The sequence below is a fragment of the Streptomyces smaragdinus genome, assembly GCF_009604385.1.
In the GTDB taxonomy this organism is placed as follows: Bacteria; Actinomycetota; Actinomycetes; order Streptomycetales; family Streptomycetaceae; genus Streptomyces; species Streptomyces smaragdinus.
In genome coordinates this window covers 85,570-101,932 of record NZ_WEGJ01000018.1, presented here as the reverse complement: position 1 = coordinate 101,932, position 16,363 = coordinate 85,570, and the positions used below count along the sequence as shown (strand labels likewise).

The following is a 16,363-nucleotide window of genomic DNA, read 5'->3' as shown; positions in this document are numbered from 1 at the left end:
TTCTGAACGGCCCCGGACTGCCCTTCGAGACCCACTTGGAGCGACCATGTCGCTTGCCCCGGAAACCACCCGGACCCGCATCCCCCTCAGAACGCGCACCACCGACGACCCCGCGGTCGTCGCCGACCAGCAGGCCGACGACTACGGCAACCACGTCGTCCCGCTCACCGCCCGTGTCGGACGCTGGCAGCTGACCATGTCCTTCTGGTCCCTGCTCAGCGCCCTCGTCTGGCTCTTCTACGGCGCCCTCGCCGCCAGCCTGTACGGCACGACCGACGCCCTGATCGCCATCGGCGTCTCGATCGTCACGTACTCCCTGATCAACAGCCTGTTCACCGGCTGGGCCCGGCGCAGCGGCCTCAACTCGACCCTGCTCTCCCGGCGGATGTTCGGCGTCCTCGGCGCCTCGCTCACCGCCCTGCTGATCGCCGCGAACACCACGTACTACGCGGTGTTCGAGTCCAGCACCCTCGCGGTCGCCTTCCAGCACTACACGCCGGACTGGGACATCCGTATCTGGTACGCGGTCGTCGCGCTGGCCATGCTCCCGCTGATGCTGGGCGGCGTGCAGACCTGGATGGCCCGCCTCAACGGCGTCCTGCTGCCGCTGTACGTCGTCGGGATCGCGGCCGCCGTGATCGTCGCCGCGTTCCGCTTCGAGCACAGCGGTGAGTGGCTGTCGTTCGAGGGCGTGGTGCCGCCCGAGGCGCGCGCCATGCCCGGCTGGCTGCTCGGCACGATCCTCTACATGGGCATCTATCTGTCGATGCCGATGACGGTGGACTTCGCCCGGTTCGCGCGCAAAGAGGACGAGAAGTTCCACCGCCGCGTCACCTTCGGCTGGGTGTTCTACGCCTGGCTCTACGGGGTCAACGGCGCCGCCGGCATCTTCCTGGTCCGGGCCGCCGTCCCGGACGAGCCGACCGCCGAGACCGGTGTCGTCACGGCGATCATCGCCACACTCGGGGTGGCCGGGCTGATCCTGATCGCGGTCTCCCAGGCCCGGATCAACAGCCTCAACTACTACGCCGCGTCGTCCAACTGGGGCCGGCTGATCACCAACATCACCGGCCGCCGGCCGCACCGGCGCACGCTGGTCGCGTACACCACCGTGGTGGTGTTCCTGCTGATGCTGACGGACGTGTTCGCGTATCTCCAGGACGCCCTGACCTGGCAGGGCGTGTTCCTCGTCAGCTGGGTGGGCGTCGCGCTCACGCACTACTGGCTGGTCCCGGAGGACCGGAAGGACGGTCCGGAGTTCCGGGCCCGGCGGCTGCCCCGGGTGACCTGGGGGCTGGGCGTGTGGGTGGTGTCCGCGGCGCTCGGCATCACGCTGGCCGAGGCGTCCGGTGTGCCGCCGCTGCTGGCCTCCGGCGCGACGCCGGTCGCGCTGGTCGCGAGCGTGGTGCTGTACGCGGCCGCGGTGAAGCTGCTGCCCGCCGTGTCCCGCGCCGACGACCCGCGCGACGAGGTCGCGGACCCCGCGGGCACGTACGCCGAATGCCACGGCTGCGCCAAGTCGTACGTCGTGCTGGAGATGGACCGCGAGCCCGCCGCGGGCGGCGCCGCCGTCTGCGACGAGTGCGCGACCGCCGCGCTGCTGCCCGGCGCCGGCCGCTGAGGTCCCGAGTCCCGTAACCGAAAGGCTTCCCATGGCGTTCGACGCCCTGTTCACCCCCGGCACGATCGGCTCGCTGACCACGCGCAACCGGATCGTCAAGTCCCCCAACACCACCGCCACCTGCAACCCCGACGGCACCGTCTCGCAGCGGACCGTCAACCACTACCGCGCCCTCGGCGAGGGCGGTCCCGGCCTGGTCATGGTCGAGTACACCTACGTCGACGACGACGCCAGCAAGTCCATCCACGGACAGCCCGGCGCCAGCAACCAGAACCATGTGGCCGGCCTCGGCTGGCTCGCCGACGAGATCCGCGCCACCGGCGCCCGCGCCGGGCTGCAGCTGGTGCACTGCGGGCGGCAGCGCTTCCTCGGCACCGCGCCCATGAAGTCCGCGTCGCGCTCGTCCTGGGACGTCGCCGAGATGTCCTTCGGCGTGACGCCGGAGCCGATGACGCCCGACGAGATCGCCGGGGTGGTCCGCAGCTTCGGCGAGGCCGCCGGGCGGGTGTACGCGGCCGGGTTCGACCTGGTGGAGATCCACGCCGGACACGGCTACATGATCACCAACTTCCTCTCCCCGTTCACCAACGACCGCACCGACGCATACGGCGGCTCCGCGGAGAACCGCGCCCGGATCCTGCTGGAGATCGTGGACAGCGTCCGCGCGAACGTGCCGGCGGACTTCCCGGTCAGCGTGCGGGTGTCCGTCAGCGACTACGAGCCCGGGGGCATCACGATCGACGAGACCGTCGAGCTGTGCCGCAGGCTCGAGGAGCACGGCGTCACCGTCATCCACGCCTCCGGCGGCCACCACGCCCGGATGGAGTACGAGGTCAGCGGCTGGTTCATGGAGCGCCAGCCGCACCGCTGGGGCTGGGAGAAGATCAAGGCGGCCGTGACGGTCCCGGTGATCGGCTCGGGCTCCCTGGTCACCCCGGAGGTCGCGGAGGACGTCGTGTCCTCGGGCAGCGCCGACTTCGTGTCGCTGGGCCGGGCGATGATCGCCGACCCGGCGTGGGCGGAGAAGGCCCGCACGGGGCGGCGGCTGGAGATCGTCCCGTGCATCCGGTGCAACGACGGCTGTCTGCACCGGGGGCTGGACCTCAAGCGCAGTACGGGCTGCACGGTGAACCCGCAGATGGGCGAGGAGGGCCGGTTCCCGGTCGGCACCGCCGCGACCCCGCTGCGGGTGGCCGTGGCGGGCGGTGGGCCGGCCGGGCTGCGGGCGGCGGCAGCGCTGCACGACCGCGGGCACACCGTCGTCCTGTTCGAGCCCGGTGAGCTGGGCGGCGCCCTGAACCACGCCGTGGGCTCGACGGTCAAGCAGGACCTGGCGGGGCTGCGCGAGCACCTGGTGCACGAGGTGGAGCGCCGGGGCATCGAGGTGCGCCGCGAGGCCGCCGACGCCGCCGCGCTGGCGGACGGCTTCCAGCAGGTCGTCCTGGCCACCGGTGCCCCGCAGCGGACCTTCGGCGGGCCCGTCTCCGGCGTACCCCCGGTCCTGGGGCCGGGGGAGATATCCGCCCGGCGCGAGGAGCTCGCGGGACGGCGGGTCGTCGTGGTCGGCGGGGGGTTCCAGGGGTGCGAGTCGTCGCTGCGGCTCGCGGAGATCCCCGGGACCGAGGTCACCGTGCTGGAGGCCGCCGGCGCGCTGATGCGGGGCGACGAGGTGAAGTACGACGTGTTCTCGCTGCCGGGCCGGATGGCGGAGGCGGGGGTCACGGTCCGTACGGACGCCGAGGTCGTGGCCGTGGCGGAGAAGCAGGTGGAGCTGGCCGGCGGCGAGCTCGTGGACGCCGACGCCGTCGTGCTGGCGCTGGGCCGGGAGGCGGCCCCGACCACCCTGAAGGACGACCTCGGACGGGCCGGTGTGCCCGTCGTGGCCGTGGGCTCGGCCCAGAAGCACGGGCGGGTCTACGACGCCCTGCATTCGGCGTACTTCGCCGCCCGCCTCATCTGATCCGCACTACTGCCCGGCCGTGCACCGTCACCGGCGGTCACGGCCGGGTGAGGGCTGTCCGGACATACCAAGTCGGCCGTGACAGCCCCCGGTTCGGAGGTATCTGCAAACGCCACGGATATTTCCCCGAACCTCTTGTCGTACACAAGATTGCATGCAAAAGTGTGTGCACTTGAACTTGAGGGGTGAGAAATGGACTCCACACAGACTCGGATCACCGCGGACACCGCCCTGTACGGGGAGGTCCTGGACTGGATCCACGCCGAGGCCGAACTCCTGGACGAGCTCCGGGAGCGGGAATGGCTCGAGACCATGGTCAGCCGTGACGTCTCCTACGCGGTGCCCCTGCGCCAGACGGTGGAGCGGGCCCGGGGCCGCGGCTTCTCGGAGGACACGTTCCACCTGCTGGAGACCTACGGCTCGCTGAGCAGCCGCGTCGCCCGCAACGAGACCCAGTACGCCTGGGCCGAGGACCCGCCGTCGCGCATCCGCCACTTCGTCACCAACGTGCGGGTACGGGCGACCGAGGACCCCGACGTCGTCCAGGTCAAGAGCAATCTGCTCCTGCACCGCACCCGCCAGGACCAGAGCGTGCCCCAGCTGCTCTCCGGCGAGCGCGTGGACCTCCTGCGCCGCGAGGACGGCCGGCTGATGCTGCTGAGCCGCGACGTCCTGCTCGACCTGACCGTGATCCGCACCCACAACCTGGCGATCTTCTTCTGACTCTGAGCCCCGCCGAGGAGCACGAACCATGACCACCGAGACCGACACCGGACGGCTGATCGACGCCGTCGCCGAGGGGGTCGAGCGGGGCTCCATCCCCGCCACCATCTTCGGCAACGCGGACCTGCACAAGCGGGAGCTGCGCAACCTCTTCGGCCGCTGCTGGACCTTCCTGGCCCACGAGTCCGAGATCCCCGCCGTCGGCGACTACGTCCTGCGGAAGATCGGCGAGGACAGCTTCATCGTCGTCCGCGACGAGGAGAACGGCGTCAACGTCCTCTTCGACGCCTGCCGGCACCGCGGGGTCCAGGTCTGCCGCTCCGACTCGGGCAACACCAGCCACTTCCGCTGCCCGTACCACGGCTGGACGTACAACACCAAGGGCAACCTGGTCGGCGCCCCGCTGTGGAAGAACGCCTTCGGCGGGATGCCGAAGGAGGGCAACGGGCTGGCGTCCGCGGCCAAGGTGGAGAGCTACCAGGGCCTGGTGTTCGCCACCCTGGACCAGAGCGCGCCGCCGCTCAAGGAGTACCTGGGCGGCATGGCCTGGTACCTGGACCTGCTCTTCGGTCTCAACGAGCACGGCATGGAGGTGCTCGGCCCGCCGCAGCGCTTCGTCATCGACGCCAACTGGAAGTCCGGCGCCGACAACTTCTCCGGCGACGACTACCACCTGGGCACGCTGCACCGCTCGGTGTGGGAGATCGGCGCGTTCCCGGTGCCGTTCCGCGAGAACATGATGGGCTATCACATCCAGGCCTCGCCCGGTCACTCGCTGTCCTTCTCGATGGCGGCCGACGAGAACGAGCCCGGCCCCAAGTTCTTCGGCTTCCCCGAGGACCTGGCGGCCACGTTCGACACCACGAACATCAGCCGGGAGCAGCTCGACGTGGCCCGCCGCTCGCGGGTGTTCGTCGGCAACGTCTTCCCCAACTTCTCGCTGCTGGCCCTGCCGATGACCGAGGACGGCGCCAACCACGCCCCCGTCGGCATCCTCACGCTGCGCGTCTGGCAGCCGCACGGTCCGGGCCAGGTCGAGGTGTGGAACTGGTTCGCCGGCTACAAGAACCTCTCCCCGGAGCAGAAGGACCGCGCCTACCGCGCGGGCCTGGGCACCTTCTCCATGGGCGGCGCGTTCGAGGTCGACGATACCGAGCCCTGGATCACCGTGGGCCGCACCGGCCGCTCCACCGCCGCGGAGCTGCTGGACTTCAACCTCAACTACGAGATGGGCATGCCCGGCATCGGCATCTCCGAGCCCGTCAAGGACTGGCCGGGCCCCGGCAAGGTGCAGTGGACGCGGTACGAGGAGGGCGTGCAGCGCAACATGTACGCCTTCTACGCGGACATGATGCGCGCCGAGCCCGGCCAGTGGCCGTCACTGACCTTCGCCGACAAGGACAACTCCGCGAAGGACCTCCCCGCCGAGGGCGGCCGTGCCTGACTCCCCGGCCACGGCCGAGACGTCCGCCCCGTCCGCCGCCGTCGCCGAGCTGTACGCGGCGCGCGGACTGGGCGGGCGGCTCGCCCCGGGCAGCCGGCCGGTGGTCGTGGTGGTGGACCTGATCAACGGGTTCACCGACCCCGGCTGCCCGCCCGGCAGCGATCTGGACGCCGTGGTCGGCGCCACCCGTACGCTGCTGGACCGCGCCCGCGGCGCCGGGGTGCCGGTCGTCTTCACGACGATCGCGTTCGCCGCCGACGGCCTCGAGGGCTCGCTGTGGCTGCGCAAGATGCCGGCCATGACGGTCCTGGTCGAGGGCTCCGCGTGGGTGGAGGTCGACGCCCGGCTCGGGCGCACCGCCGCCGAACCCGTCGTCGTCAAGCGCACGGCGTCGGCCTTCGCCGGTACGGGCCTGGCCGCCCTGCTGGCCACGCTCGGCGCGGACAGCCTGATCGTCACCGGCGCCACCACCTCCGGGTGCGTGCGCGCCACCGCCGTCGACGCCTGCGCCGCCGGCTACCCCGCCTTCGTCGTCGCCGACTGCGTCGGTGACCGCGCCCGGGGCCCGCACGAGGCCAGCCTGTTCGACATCGACGCCAAGTACGGCGACGTCGTCACCCTCGACACGGCCCTCGCCCTGCTGTCCCCCACCGGAGAGCCCGCACCATGACCATCGCCCCGCCCCACCACCCGGTCCGCACCGCGCTCCCCCGCGCCGCCGCCCACCCCGCGATCACCCCGCGGCTGGTCGTCCCCGGCAGCGAGGACGCCGCCCTGGACCTGGCCGCCGAACGCGCCCTCGGCACGTACGACAACAGCGCCCACGCCGCGGACCCGGCCGCGTTCCCCGACGTCCTCGAGGCGGCCGGGCTGCGTGGCCGCGGCGGCGCCGGGTTCCCCGCACACATCAAGTGGCGGGGCGTGGCGGCCGGCGCGGGCCCGCGGGTCGTCGTCGCCAACGGCGAGGAGGGCGAGCCCGCGTCGTACAAGGACCGCTGGCTGCTGACCCACCGCCCGCACCTGGTCCTGGACGGACTGCTGCTCGCGGCCCGCGGCGTCGGCGCCGACCGGGCGATCGTCTACCTCTCCCACCCGGAGACCGCCGACGCCGTCCGTACCGCGATCGCCGAACTGGGCCCCACCGTCCCGGCGCCGGAGGTCCACACCGTGGCCCCCACCTACGTCGCGGGCGAGGAGAGCGCCGTCTGCCGCTCCATCAACGGCGGTCCGGCCCTCCCCACGGCCAAGCCCCCGCGCCCGTACGAGAGCGGCGTCGACGGCCGGCCCACCCTCATCAGCAACGTCGAGACCCTCGCGCACGCCGCCTGGATCTCCCGGCACGGCGCCGCCGCGTACCGCGCGGAGGGCACCGCCGTCTCCGCCGGCACCACCCTGGTCACCCTGGGCGGCGCCTGCGCCCGGCCCGGGGTGTACGAGGTGCCGCTGGGCCGTACGGTCGGCGAGCTGTTCGCCGAGGTGGCGGGCGGCCTCGACGCGGGGGTGCACGGCTTCCTGATGGGCGGCTGGTTCGCCGGCCTCGCCGGGGCCGAGCACACCGCCACCGTGCTGTGCCACGACGAGCTGCGCGCCGCCGGCAGCGGTCTGGGCTGCGGCGCGATCACCGCCCTGGGCGCCGACGACGACCCGCTGCGGGTCGCCGCGGACATCGCCGCCTGGTACGCGGACGAGTCCGCCGCCCAGTGCGGCGTCTGCCTCAACGGCACCAAGGCCATCCGCGACACCTTCGCCCGCCTCGCGGCCGGCGACGGCGCCGACGGCGACGTGGCGAAGCTGGCCCGCTGGGGCCAGACCCTGCCGGGCCGCGGCGCCTGCTCCTTCCTGGACGGCGCCGCCGCCCTCGCCCGCACGGCCGTCGCCTACGGCGGCCCCGTGACCACCGTGTGAACCACCCCCCTCAGCAAGAAAGCGAGTCCCCGATGAAGGCCGTTGTCGACGCCACCAAGTGCAACGCGTACGGAACCTGCGCGGAGATCTGCCCCTCCGTGTTCACCCTCGACGAGTGGGGTTACGCCGCCGTCGCCGGGGACGGCACCGTCCCCGCGGACGCCGTCGAGTCCGCGCGGGCCGCCGTCGCGGACTGCCCGGAGAAGGCCATCACCCTCACCGCGGCCTGACCTCCGCCGCACCGCCCCCCACCAGGCCCGTACGGGCCGCCCGCAAGGAGAGAAACCCATGGATCTCGGCCTCACCGACAAGGTCGTCGCCGTCACCGCCGCCAGCCGGGGCATCGGCGCGGCCGTCGCCCGGCGGTTCGCCGCCGAGGGCGCGACCGTCGTCGCCGCCTCCCGCTCCGCGGCCCCGCTCGAGGCGCCGGAGCCCGGCCGGGTGCTGCCCGTCGCGCTGGACCTGGACGACACCGCGGCGGTCGGCCGGCTGGTACCCGAGACCGTCGCCGCGCACGGCCGGCTGGACGTGCTCGTCGTCAACACCCCCGGTCCCAAGCTCGGCCCGTTCCTCGACTCCACCGACGAGGACTGGCTGCGCGGCTACGACCTGCTGCTGCGCCCCGCGGTCCAGCTGGCCCGCGCCGGGGCGAAGCAGATGGCCGAACAGGGCGGCGGCTGCGTCGTGTTCCTCACCTCCACCTGGGTCCGCCAGCCCGCCCCCGGCGGGGTGCTGTCGTCGTCGTTCCGCTCCGCGATCGCCGCCCTGGCCAAGCAACTCGCCACCGAGGTCGCGCCGCTGGGCGTACGCGTCGTCCAGGTGCAGCCCGGCGCCACCGGCACCGACCGGATGCGGGACATCACCGTCGCGAAGGCGGCGGCCGGCGGCACCACGGCGGACGACGAGGTCGCCAAGATCGTCCGGGACATCCCGCTGGGCCGCTGGGCCAGCGCGGACGAGATCGCCGACACGGTCGCCTTCCTCGCCTCGCCGCGCTCCTCCTTCACCACTGGGGCCTCGCTGGCCGTGGACGGCGGCGCCGTCCGCTCCCTGCCGTAACCCGGCGGGACCACAGACCTCCAGACACCCGCACCCGCTCCGGAAGGACACACCATGCCCCGCACCCTGCGCGAGCTCTTCGTCGAGCAGCTCAAGCGCTGCCACGTCAAGGCGGACGAGCAGATCGCCGTCATCTCCGAGCTCGGCCAGAAGACCGAGTACGTCGAGGCCGCCGTGGCCGCCGCCCGTGACCTCGGCGCCTGTGCCCTGGTGCTGACCGCGTCCAGCCTCTCCAACCCGATGCTCCCGCCGTACGAGGCCGACGGCCGCGAGGTGCCGGCGCTGCTGGCCGCCGCCGCCGAGTGCGACATGGTCGTCGACGTCACCGTCGGCGGTCTCATCCACTCCGACGTGCGTACCCGGATCACCGGCAACGGCAAGCGGATGCTCTTCGTCGCCGAGCCGGCCGACGTCCTCGAGCGCCTGATGGGCGACGACGACCTGCGCGCCGTCGTCGAGGCGGGCGGCGACAAGCTCCGCGACGGCTCGCTGCTGCGCGTCACCAGCGCCGCCGGTACGGACCTGACGGCCGACATCGCCGGCCCCGACCTGCCGATCACCCACCAGTGGGGCACCGTCGACCAGGAGCACCGCTGGGACCACTGGCCGAGCGGCTTCGTCGCCTGCTTCCCGCACGACCGCACCGCCGAGGGCGTCATCGTCCTGCAGCCCGGCGACGCGCTGATCCCCTGGCAGCGGTACGTCCGCGACGAGGTGAAGATCACCGTCGAGAAGGGCTTCATCACCGGCGTCGAGGGCGGCGGCGCCGACGCCCATCTGCTGCGCGACTACTTCGAGGCCTGGGAGGACGGCGAGGTCTACGCCGTCTCCCACATGGGCTGGGGGCTGCTGCCGCAGGCCCGCTGGTCGGCGTTCGACGTGTACGACCCGCGCAGCCTGTACGGCCAGGAGCTGCGCTCCACCGCCGGCAACTTCATGTGGTCGACCGGCCCGAACCGGTTCGCGGACCGGGAGACCCCGGCGCACCTGGACATACCGATGCGCGGCTGCACCGTCGAGATCGACGGCCGGGCGGTCGTACGGGACGGAAAGCTCGTCTGACCCCCGGCACCGGGGCGGGCCGACTCCCCTGCGGCCCGCCCCGGGATCCACCTCGTACCCAGCACACTTGCACGGATCAGGAGCCACTCGTGGACAGCAAGACCCTGGAGCAGGCCATCCTCGCCCTCGCCAAGGACCAGGACCTGCTCGCCTCCTTCCGCGCCGACCCGGCGACGGTCGGCGCGCCGCTCGGCCTGGACGCCGAATGGGCCGGTGTGATCGCCGGCGGCGACCGCGACCGGCTGCGGTCGGCCGGGCTCGGTGACGCGATCACGATCCTGGTCAGCCGCTGGTTCGCCGACGACCTCGGCGACTCCACCAGCAAGGGCGCCTTCCACGTCGACACCACGTCGCCGCTGCCCGACCCCGACGTGCCGGCCAACCTCGTCTTCGCGGCGGGCTGCTCCCACGTCCCCGACCTGATCGCCCGCCCCGAGATCGACCCCGAGGACGCCGTGGCCCGGCTGATGTCCGGCTACGAGCGGCTGAAGGCGGACCTGGCCGCCGCCGACCCGGACGTGCTGCTGATCACCGCCGACTGTCACTTCCAGAACTTCCGGACCGGCGCGTACGCGATCGGCACCGGCCCGGGCTACACGGGCTCGATGGAGTTCTTCAAGCGCCCCGACCTGGAACTGACCATCAAGGGCCACCCGGAGCTGGCGCTCGCCATGGTCAACGCGATACGCGCCGAGGGCCTGGAGGTCGAGGAGAGCAGCGAGTTCCCCCTCGACCACGGCGAGATCATGCCGCTGCGGCTGCTGCTCCCGCGCCCCGATCTGCCGGTCATCCCGATCATCACCCAGCCGGCCCGCTCCTTCTCCCCGTTCGGCGCCCGCGCCTTCGGCGAGGTGCTGCGCGGCGTGATCGAGAGCCGTGACCTGAAGGTCGCGATGCTCGCCACCGGCGGGCTGTCGCACTGGCTGGACCCGGGCAAGTTCGGGAAGGCGGACGTCGAGTTCGACACGTACCTCCTGGAGATGCTGCAGGCCGGACGCGGCAACGACATCGCCAACCTGGAGCCGTACGCGCTGCTCGACCACGGGCAGTACGAGTTCCCGAACTGGCTCATCATGCTGGGCCTGGTCGGCCCGGGCGTGCGCGGCGAGGTCTACTCGTACGAGCCCATGGAGGCCTCCGGCGGCGGCTGGGCCGTCGTCAACATGCGGCTGCCGGAGCGTGACGGGAATGAGTGACACGACCCTGCGCGTGGGCCTGACCCAGTGGCACGCCACCCGGGACACCGCCGCCAACGCCGAACACGCCGTACGGGCGGTCCGCGAGTGCGCCGCCGGCGGTGCTGACCTGGTCGTTCTCCCGGAGAACGGCCTGATGCTGGGCACCAACGCCGAGATGCGCGCGGCCGCCTTCACCCTGGCCTCCCCGGAGATCGAGGCGCTGCGGGCGGCCGCGGAGGAGACCGCTACGGTGGTCGTCCTCGGGGGCATGAAGTTCCGGAGGGCCGACCGGGTGACGAACACCGCCCTCGTGATCGGCTCCGACGGTACGATCGTGGGCGCCTACGACAAGATCCATCTGTTCGACGCCCGCGTCGACGGGGTCTCCTTCGAGGCCTCCGGCGTGGAGCGCGCCGGGGACAGGCCGCTGCTGGTGGAGGTGAACGGCGTCACCGTGGGCGTCACCATCTGCTACGACGTGCGCTTCCCCGAGCTGTACCGCGGCCTCGCCCGCGCGGGCGCCGAAGTCCTCCTCGTCCCGGCCGCGTTCACGCGCACCACCGGCACCGCGCACTGGGAGGTGCTGCTGCGGGCGCGCGCCATCGAGAACGGCGCGTTCGTCGTCGCCTCCGCCACGGTGCACGGCGGCGAGCCGGGCGCCGACGCCTTCGAGACGTACGGGCACGCCCTGGCCGTCGCCCCGTGGGGCGAGGTGCTCGCGGACCTCGGCGAGGTGGCGTACGGCTGCGAGGTCGTGGAGCTGGACCCGGCGCGGGTGGCGAAGGCCCGTACCACGCTTCCCGTGCTCCACCAGGTCCGGCCCGACGCGTACGCGCGTACGCCGGCCCGGGCGAGCGCCGACCGTTCCGAGGAGTCCCTGTCATGAGCGAGCGCCCGGACACCGGCACCGACGCCGACGGCATCGTGCGCACCGGTGAATGGATCGGTGTCGGCAACGAGTTCACCGGGGTGCGGGTGCGCAAGGTGTTCACCCGTCAGGGTGAGCGGCTGGAGATCCAGGTGCCGCGCCACGGCCACCGGATCCTGCTCGACCCGATGCAGCTGGAGATCATCGCCGTGCAGGAGCCGGCGAAGTTCTCCGAGCTGTTCGCCCGCCGCTTCGGCTCCCACGAGGAGGGCGACGTCTGATGGCCAGATCGGGGCGTACCGTCGAGGAGATATACGTCGGCCTGCGCGACCGCATCCTCGACGGGACCTACGCACCCGGGATAAGGCTCTCCCAGCAGGTCCTGGCCGACGAGCTGAACGTCAGCCGCACCCCGCTGCGCGAGGCCCTGCACCGGCTCGAGGCGGAGGGGCTGGTGATCGCGCACGCCAACCGCGGGATGGAGGTCAGCCCGGCCACGCAGGAGCAGGCCGAGCAGTCCTACGCCGCGCGGCTGCTGGTCGAACCGCCGCTGGTCGCCGCGCTGGTGGACGAGATCGGTGACCGGGAGATCGAGGAGATGACCGAGGCCCTGGAGCGGATGGAGGCCGCCGTCGGCCGCACCCGCGACTTCCAGGAGGCCCATGTCGCCTTCCACGGTTTCCTGCTCAACCGGTATCCGCCGCTGCTGGCGGAGCTGACCATGCAGCAGCACTCGCGGATCTTCCGGCACCAGCGGCTGCACATGTCCCGGCCCGCCGTGCCGGCCGACTTCACGAACGTCGACCGGGCGTTCCTGGAGGCGGTGCGGACCCGGCAGGGCGAGCAGGCGCGTCAGCTGCTGGAGCTGCATCTGGTCGACGCGGCGCTGGGCATGGCGCTGGACATCGACCCCGACTACCGCTTCGACTCGCTGCTGACCACGACCCGGGCCCTGGGGCTGCGGATCGAGCACGGCGACGACGGTGTGGTGCGCCGGCCCGTACGGCTGACCTGGGTGCGGCCCGGAGCCGTGGCGATGCCGCACACCCGCACCGAGAACCTGGAACACACCCCGGACGCCTGAGCGCCCTCGCTTCGCCCCCGGGCCGGTCGCCGTACCGGCCTCGGGGCAAGTCCGGCGCGCCCCGACGCGCGTCCACCGAACCGCGTAAGGACACACCCCCATGACATCCCCGTACCGCATCGGCATGATCGTCCCCAGCTCCAACACCACCATGGAGACGGAGATCCCCGCGATGCTCCGCGCCCGCGAGGAGATCCGCCCCGAGCGCTTCACCTTCCACTCCGCCCGGATGCGGATGCAGCAGGTCACCCCCGACCAGCTCGCCGCCATGGACGCCGCCTCGGACCGGTGCGCCGTGGAGCTGTCCGACGCGGACGTCGACGTGATGGCGTACGCCTGTCTCGTCGCGATCATGGCGCAGGGCGCCGGCTACCACCGCGAGAGCGAGAAGCGGCTCGCCGCGGCGGCGGCCGAGGCCGTCGGTGAGCGCAGGGCGCCGGCGGTGCTGTCGTCGGCGGGCGCGCTGTCGGAGGCGCTGGAGCACCTGGGGGCGAAGAAGATCTCCGTGATCACCCCGTACATGAAGCCGCTGACGGCGCTGGTCTGCGACTATCTGCGGGCCGAGGGCGCCGAGGTGCTGGACACCCTCAGCCTGGAGGTGCCGGACAATCTGGCCGTGGGCCGGCTCGACCCGTCGCGGCTGACCGAGCTGGCCGCGCGGGTCGACACCAGGGGCGCGGACGCGCTGGTGCTGAGCGCCTGTGTGCAGATGCCGTCGCTGCCGGCGCTGCAGGCCGTGCAGGACGCCTTCGACATCCCGGTCGTCACCGCGTCGGCCGCCACGGTGTGGCGCACGCTGCGGGCGCTGGACCTGGAGCCGGTGGTGCCGAACGCGGGGAAGCTGCTGGCGCCCTGATGCCCTGCGCCGGGCCCGCCCGGGCCCGGCGCCCCCGCTCAGCTCCGGTGGATTCCGGCGCGCTGCTGCCAGGGCCGGGGGCCGTCCAGCGGGCGGTACTCCACCCCCAGCGCGTCCAGGCGCGGCAGATGGCCGGCGAGTCTGGCGCGGAACTCCGCGAAGTCCCGTTCGGCCGGGGGCGGCAGCGCCGACCAGGCGGTCTCCGCGAAGGCGACGAGGCGCGGGAACGCCTGGAAGTCGATTTTGCGGATGTCCTCCATGGTCTCGGCCCACAGATTGGCCTGCGTCCCGATGACCCGCCCGGCCGCCTCCCCCGTCAGCTCCGGCGGTACGGGCTCGAACCCGTACACCGCCTCGAGCGTCTGGGCGTGCCCCAGCGTCCAGGGCTCGTCCTCGCCCTCCGCCTGCCGGTAGTCGAGGTAGACGTGCTGCTTGGGGCACATGACGACGTCGTTGCCCGCGGTCGCCGCCGCGATGCCGCCCTCGTAGCCCCGCCAGGACGCGACCGTGGCGCCCTCCGCGAGCCCGCCCTCCAGGATCTCGTCCCAGCCGACGAGCTTGCGTCCGCGCTCGGTCAGATAGCGGTCGAAGTGCCGGATGAACCACGACTGCAGCTCGTCCTCGTCCGCCAGCCCGAGCTCGGCGATCCGGGCCTGCGCGGCCGGTGACCGACGCCACTGGGTCTTGGGGCACTCGTCGCCGCCGATGTGGATGTACGGGCCGGGGAAGAGCTCGAGCACCTCGTCGAAGACGTCCTCGTAGAAGCGCAGCACCTCGTCGGTGGGCGCCAGGACGTTCTCCGAGACGCCCCAGGTCGTGCGGACGCCGATCGCCGACGTGTCGACGACGTCGGTGTTGCCGAGCTCCGGGTACGCGGCTATGGCGGCCTCGTTGTGGCCGGGGAGGTCGATCTCCGGGACGACGGTGATGTGGCGCTCCGCCGCGTACGCAACGATCTCCCGCAGGTCGTCCTGCGTGTAGTAGCCGCCGTGCCGGCGCTCGTCGAAGTACGGGGAGTCGTGCGGCCCGAACTGGGTACGCGCCCGCCAGGCGCCGTCCTCGGTGAGCCTGGGGTGGCTCTTGATCTCCACCCGCCAGCCCTGGTCGTCGGTGAGGTGGAGGTGGAGGACGTTGAGCTTGTGGGCGGCGAGGAGGTCGACGTAGCGCAGCACGCCGTCCTTGGGGAGGAAGTGGCGGGCCACGTCGAGCAGGACGCCGCGCCAGCCGAAGCGCGGGGCGTCGGTCACCGTGAGGTGCGGGGCGCGGAGCTTCGTACCGGCCAGCGGGGCGCGGCGGTACGCCTCGGGGCCCAGCAGCTGGCGCAGGGTCTGGGCGCCCCAGAAGACGCCCGCGGGGCCGCCGGTGATGCGGATCCCGGTGGCGTCGGCGTCGAGCCGGTACGCCTCGGGGGCGGCGGCCGGGTCGAGGGCGAGGCGGATGTCGCCGGGAGTGGCCGGCGGGAGGGCGAACCCGGTGGCGGCGCCGAGGACGGTGCGCAGCCAGCGTGCGGTGGACTCGGTGCCGGGAGCCGCTTCGACGGTGGTGGTGGCGCCGATCGTGAAGGCCCCGGTGCCCGGGGCGGCGGATGTGTCCGAAGGTGCAGGCACAAGATCCATGCACGCCATCCTCGCCGCGGGGTGCGGAGGGGGTCCAGACCCCGTCCGGCGTTGATCGGAGGTCTTGACAGTCCCGCCGCCTCGCGGCACCCTCTTTCCATCAAGCAGAACTGAAATTCCGCAATACGGAAGGCGCGCGGCATGGGCTTCGACAACCAGCGCTTCGATGTGAACCTCTCCATCCTGTTCACGGAGCTCCCCCTCCTGGAGCGCCCCGCGGCAGCGGCGGCGGCCGGATTCACCGCGGTCGAACTCTGGTGGCCCTGGCCCGACGCCCCCGTCCCCGCCCCGGCCGACCTGGACGCGCTGCGCACCGCCCTCACCGACGCCGGCACCCAGCTGGTGGGCCTCAACTTCTACGCCGGACAGCTCCCCGGCCCGGACCGGGGCGCACTGTCCCTGCCGGGCGAGGAGTCCGCGAAGTTCCGCGCCAACCTCTCCGTCGCCGCGGACTTCGCGCAGTCCCTCGGCTGTACGGCGCTCAACGCCCTCTACGGCAACCGCGTCGACGGCGCGGACCCCGCGGCCCAGGACGAACTGGCGCTGAAGAACCTGGTCCTGGCCGCCCGCGAGGCGGACCGGATCGGCGCGGTGCTGCTGATCGAGGCGCTGAACGCCCCGGAGTCCCCCAAGTGCCCGATCGTCAGCGCCCCTCGCGCCATCGAGGTCGTGGACGCGGTCAACGCGGCCTCCGGCCTGGACAACGCGCGCTTCCTGATGGACCTGTACCACCTGTCGATGAACGGCGAGGACCTGCCCGCGGTCATCGACGCCCACGCCGCGCAGACCGCCCACGTACAGATCGCCGACAACCCCGGCCGCGGCGCCCCCGGCACCGGCTCCCTTCCCCTGGCCGACCTGCTGGAGCGCCTGCGCAAGGCCGGTTACGAGGGCCACGTCGGCCTCGAGTACAAGCCCGGCCCCGACGGCAGCGCCGCCTCGTTCGACTGGCTCCCCCGCCCCGCCTCACATTCCTAGGGACACACC

General features: G+C 72.7%; 16 protein-coding genes. 15 read left to right on the top strand and 1 reads right to left on the bottom strand.

What is annotated here, in order from left to right; translation table 11 throughout:
* The first annotated feature begins 46 nt into the window (after window positions 1-46).
* The 14 genes from SRB5_RS21605 to SRB5_RS21540 all read left to right on the top strand — a co-directional run bounded on the left by SRB5_RS21605 (window position 47) and on the right by SRB5_RS21540 (window position 13,760).
* Complete coding sequence (locus SRB5_RS21605) at window positions 47-1,621, top strand: purine-cytosine permease family protein (RefSeq protein WP_153454522.1); 1,575 nt, start codon at window positions 47-49, stop codon at window positions 1,619-1,621.
* 31 nt (window positions 1,622-1,652) lie between these two features.
* Window positions 1,653-3,581 carry an oxidoreductase gene (locus SRB5_RS21600; RefSeq protein WP_153454520.1) on the top strand — a complete coding sequence of 643 codons (1,929 nt, stop codon included), beginning with the start codon at window positions 1,653-1,655 and terminating at the stop codon, window positions 3,579-3,581.
* A 192-nt stretch (window positions 3,582-3,773) separates the two neighbouring features.
* Window positions 3,774-4,304: an aromatic-ring-hydroxylating dioxygenase subunit beta gene (locus tag SRB5_RS21595; protein ID WP_153454518.1), complete on the top strand. Its 531-nt coding sequence runs from the start codon at window positions 3,774-3,776 to the stop codon at window positions 4,302-4,304.
* Between the two features lie 28 nt (window positions 4,305-4,332).
* Window positions 4,333-5,748, top strand: coding sequence for an aromatic ring-hydroxylating oxygenase subunit alpha (locus SRB5_RS21590; protein ID WP_153454516.1), 1,416 nt, complete (start codon window positions 4,333-4,335; stop codon window positions 5,746-5,748).
* Window positions 5,741-6,418, top strand: coding sequence for an isochorismatase family protein (locus tag SRB5_RS21585; protein WP_323378255.1), 678 nt, complete (start codon window positions 5,741-5,743; stop codon window positions 6,416-6,418). Before SRB5_RS21590 ends, SRB5_RS21585 begins: the two co-directional genes overlap by 8 nt.
* Window positions 6,415-7,653, top strand: coding sequence for an NADH-ubiquinone oxidoreductase-F iron-sulfur binding region domain-containing protein (locus tag SRB5_RS21580; protein WP_153454514.1), 1,239 nt, complete (start codon window positions 6,415-6,417; stop codon window positions 7,651-7,653). Before SRB5_RS21585 ends, SRB5_RS21580 begins: the two co-directional genes overlap by 4 nt.
* A 32-nt stretch (window positions 7,654-7,685) precedes the next feature.
* Window positions 7,686-7,883, top strand: a complete 198-nt coding sequence (locus SRB5_RS21575) for a ferredoxin (protein WP_153454512.1) — start codon at window positions 7,686-7,688, stop codon at window positions 7,881-7,883.
* A 58-nt stretch (window positions 7,884-7,941) separates the two neighbouring features.
* Window positions 7,942-8,712 carry an SDR family oxidoreductase gene (locus SRB5_RS21570; RefSeq protein ID WP_153454510.1) on the top strand — a complete coding sequence of 257 codons (771 nt, stop codon included), beginning with the start codon at window positions 7,942-7,944 and terminating at the stop codon, window positions 8,710-8,712.
* 54 nt (window positions 8,713-8,766) lie between these two features.
* Window positions 8,767-9,774: a M29 family metallopeptidase gene (locus SRB5_RS21565; RefSeq protein ID WP_153454508.1), complete on the top strand. Its 1,008-nt coding sequence runs from the start codon at window positions 8,767-8,769 to the stop codon at window positions 9,772-9,774.
* A gap of 89 nt (window positions 9,775-9,863) precedes the next feature.
* Window positions 9,864-10,970 (top strand): DODA-type extradiol aromatic ring-opening family dioxygenase, encoded by a 1,107-nt coding sequence (locus SRB5_RS21560; protein ID WP_323378254.1) that lies wholly within the window; start codon window positions 9,864-9,866, stop codon window positions 10,968-10,970.
* Entirely contained in the window at window positions 10,963-11,838 is an 876-nt protein-coding gene (locus SRB5_RS21555) for a nitrilase-related carbon-nitrogen hydrolase (RefSeq protein WP_153454507.1), read from the top strand. Before SRB5_RS21560 ends, SRB5_RS21555 begins: the two co-directional genes overlap by 8 nt.
* Window positions 11,835-12,101: a hypothetical protein gene (locus SRB5_RS21550; RefSeq protein WP_153454505.1), complete on the top strand. Its 267-nt coding sequence runs from the start codon at window positions 11,835-11,837 to the stop codon at window positions 12,099-12,101. The genes SRB5_RS21555 and SRB5_RS21550 overlap by 4 nt, the downstream gene beginning before the upstream one ends.
* Window positions 12,101-12,904, top strand: a complete 804-nt coding sequence (locus SRB5_RS21545; protein WP_153454503.1) for a GntR family transcriptional regulator — start codon at window positions 12,101-12,103, stop codon at window positions 12,902-12,904. Before SRB5_RS21550 ends, SRB5_RS21545 begins: the two co-directional genes overlap by 1 nt.
* A 100-nt stretch (window positions 12,905-13,004) precedes the next feature.
* The gene (locus tag SRB5_RS21540) at window positions 13,005-13,760 is read left to right on the top strand and encodes a maleate cis-trans isomerase family protein (protein WP_153454501.1); all 756 of its coding nucleotides are present in this window, start codon (window positions 13,005-13,007) and stop codon (window positions 13,758-13,760) included.
* A gap of 38 nt (window positions 13,761-13,798) precedes the next feature.
* On the opposite strand, the gene SRB5_RS21535 is transcribed toward SRB5_RS21540, so the two are convergent.
* A complete protein-coding gene (locus SRB5_RS21535) occupies window positions 13,799-15,376 on the bottom strand; it encodes a beta-N-acetylhexosaminidase (protein ID WP_153454499.1) in 1,578 nt (525 codons plus the stop codon).
* 141 nt (window positions 15,377-15,517) lie between these two features.
* On the opposite strand from SRB5_RS21535, the gene SRB5_RS21530 reads away from it, so the two are divergent.
* Complete coding sequence (locus SRB5_RS21530; RefSeq protein WP_153454497.1) at window positions 15,518-16,354, top strand: TIM barrel protein; 837 nt, start codon at window positions 15,518-15,520, stop codon at window positions 16,352-16,354.
* Window positions 16,355-16,363: the final 9 nt, after the last annotated feature.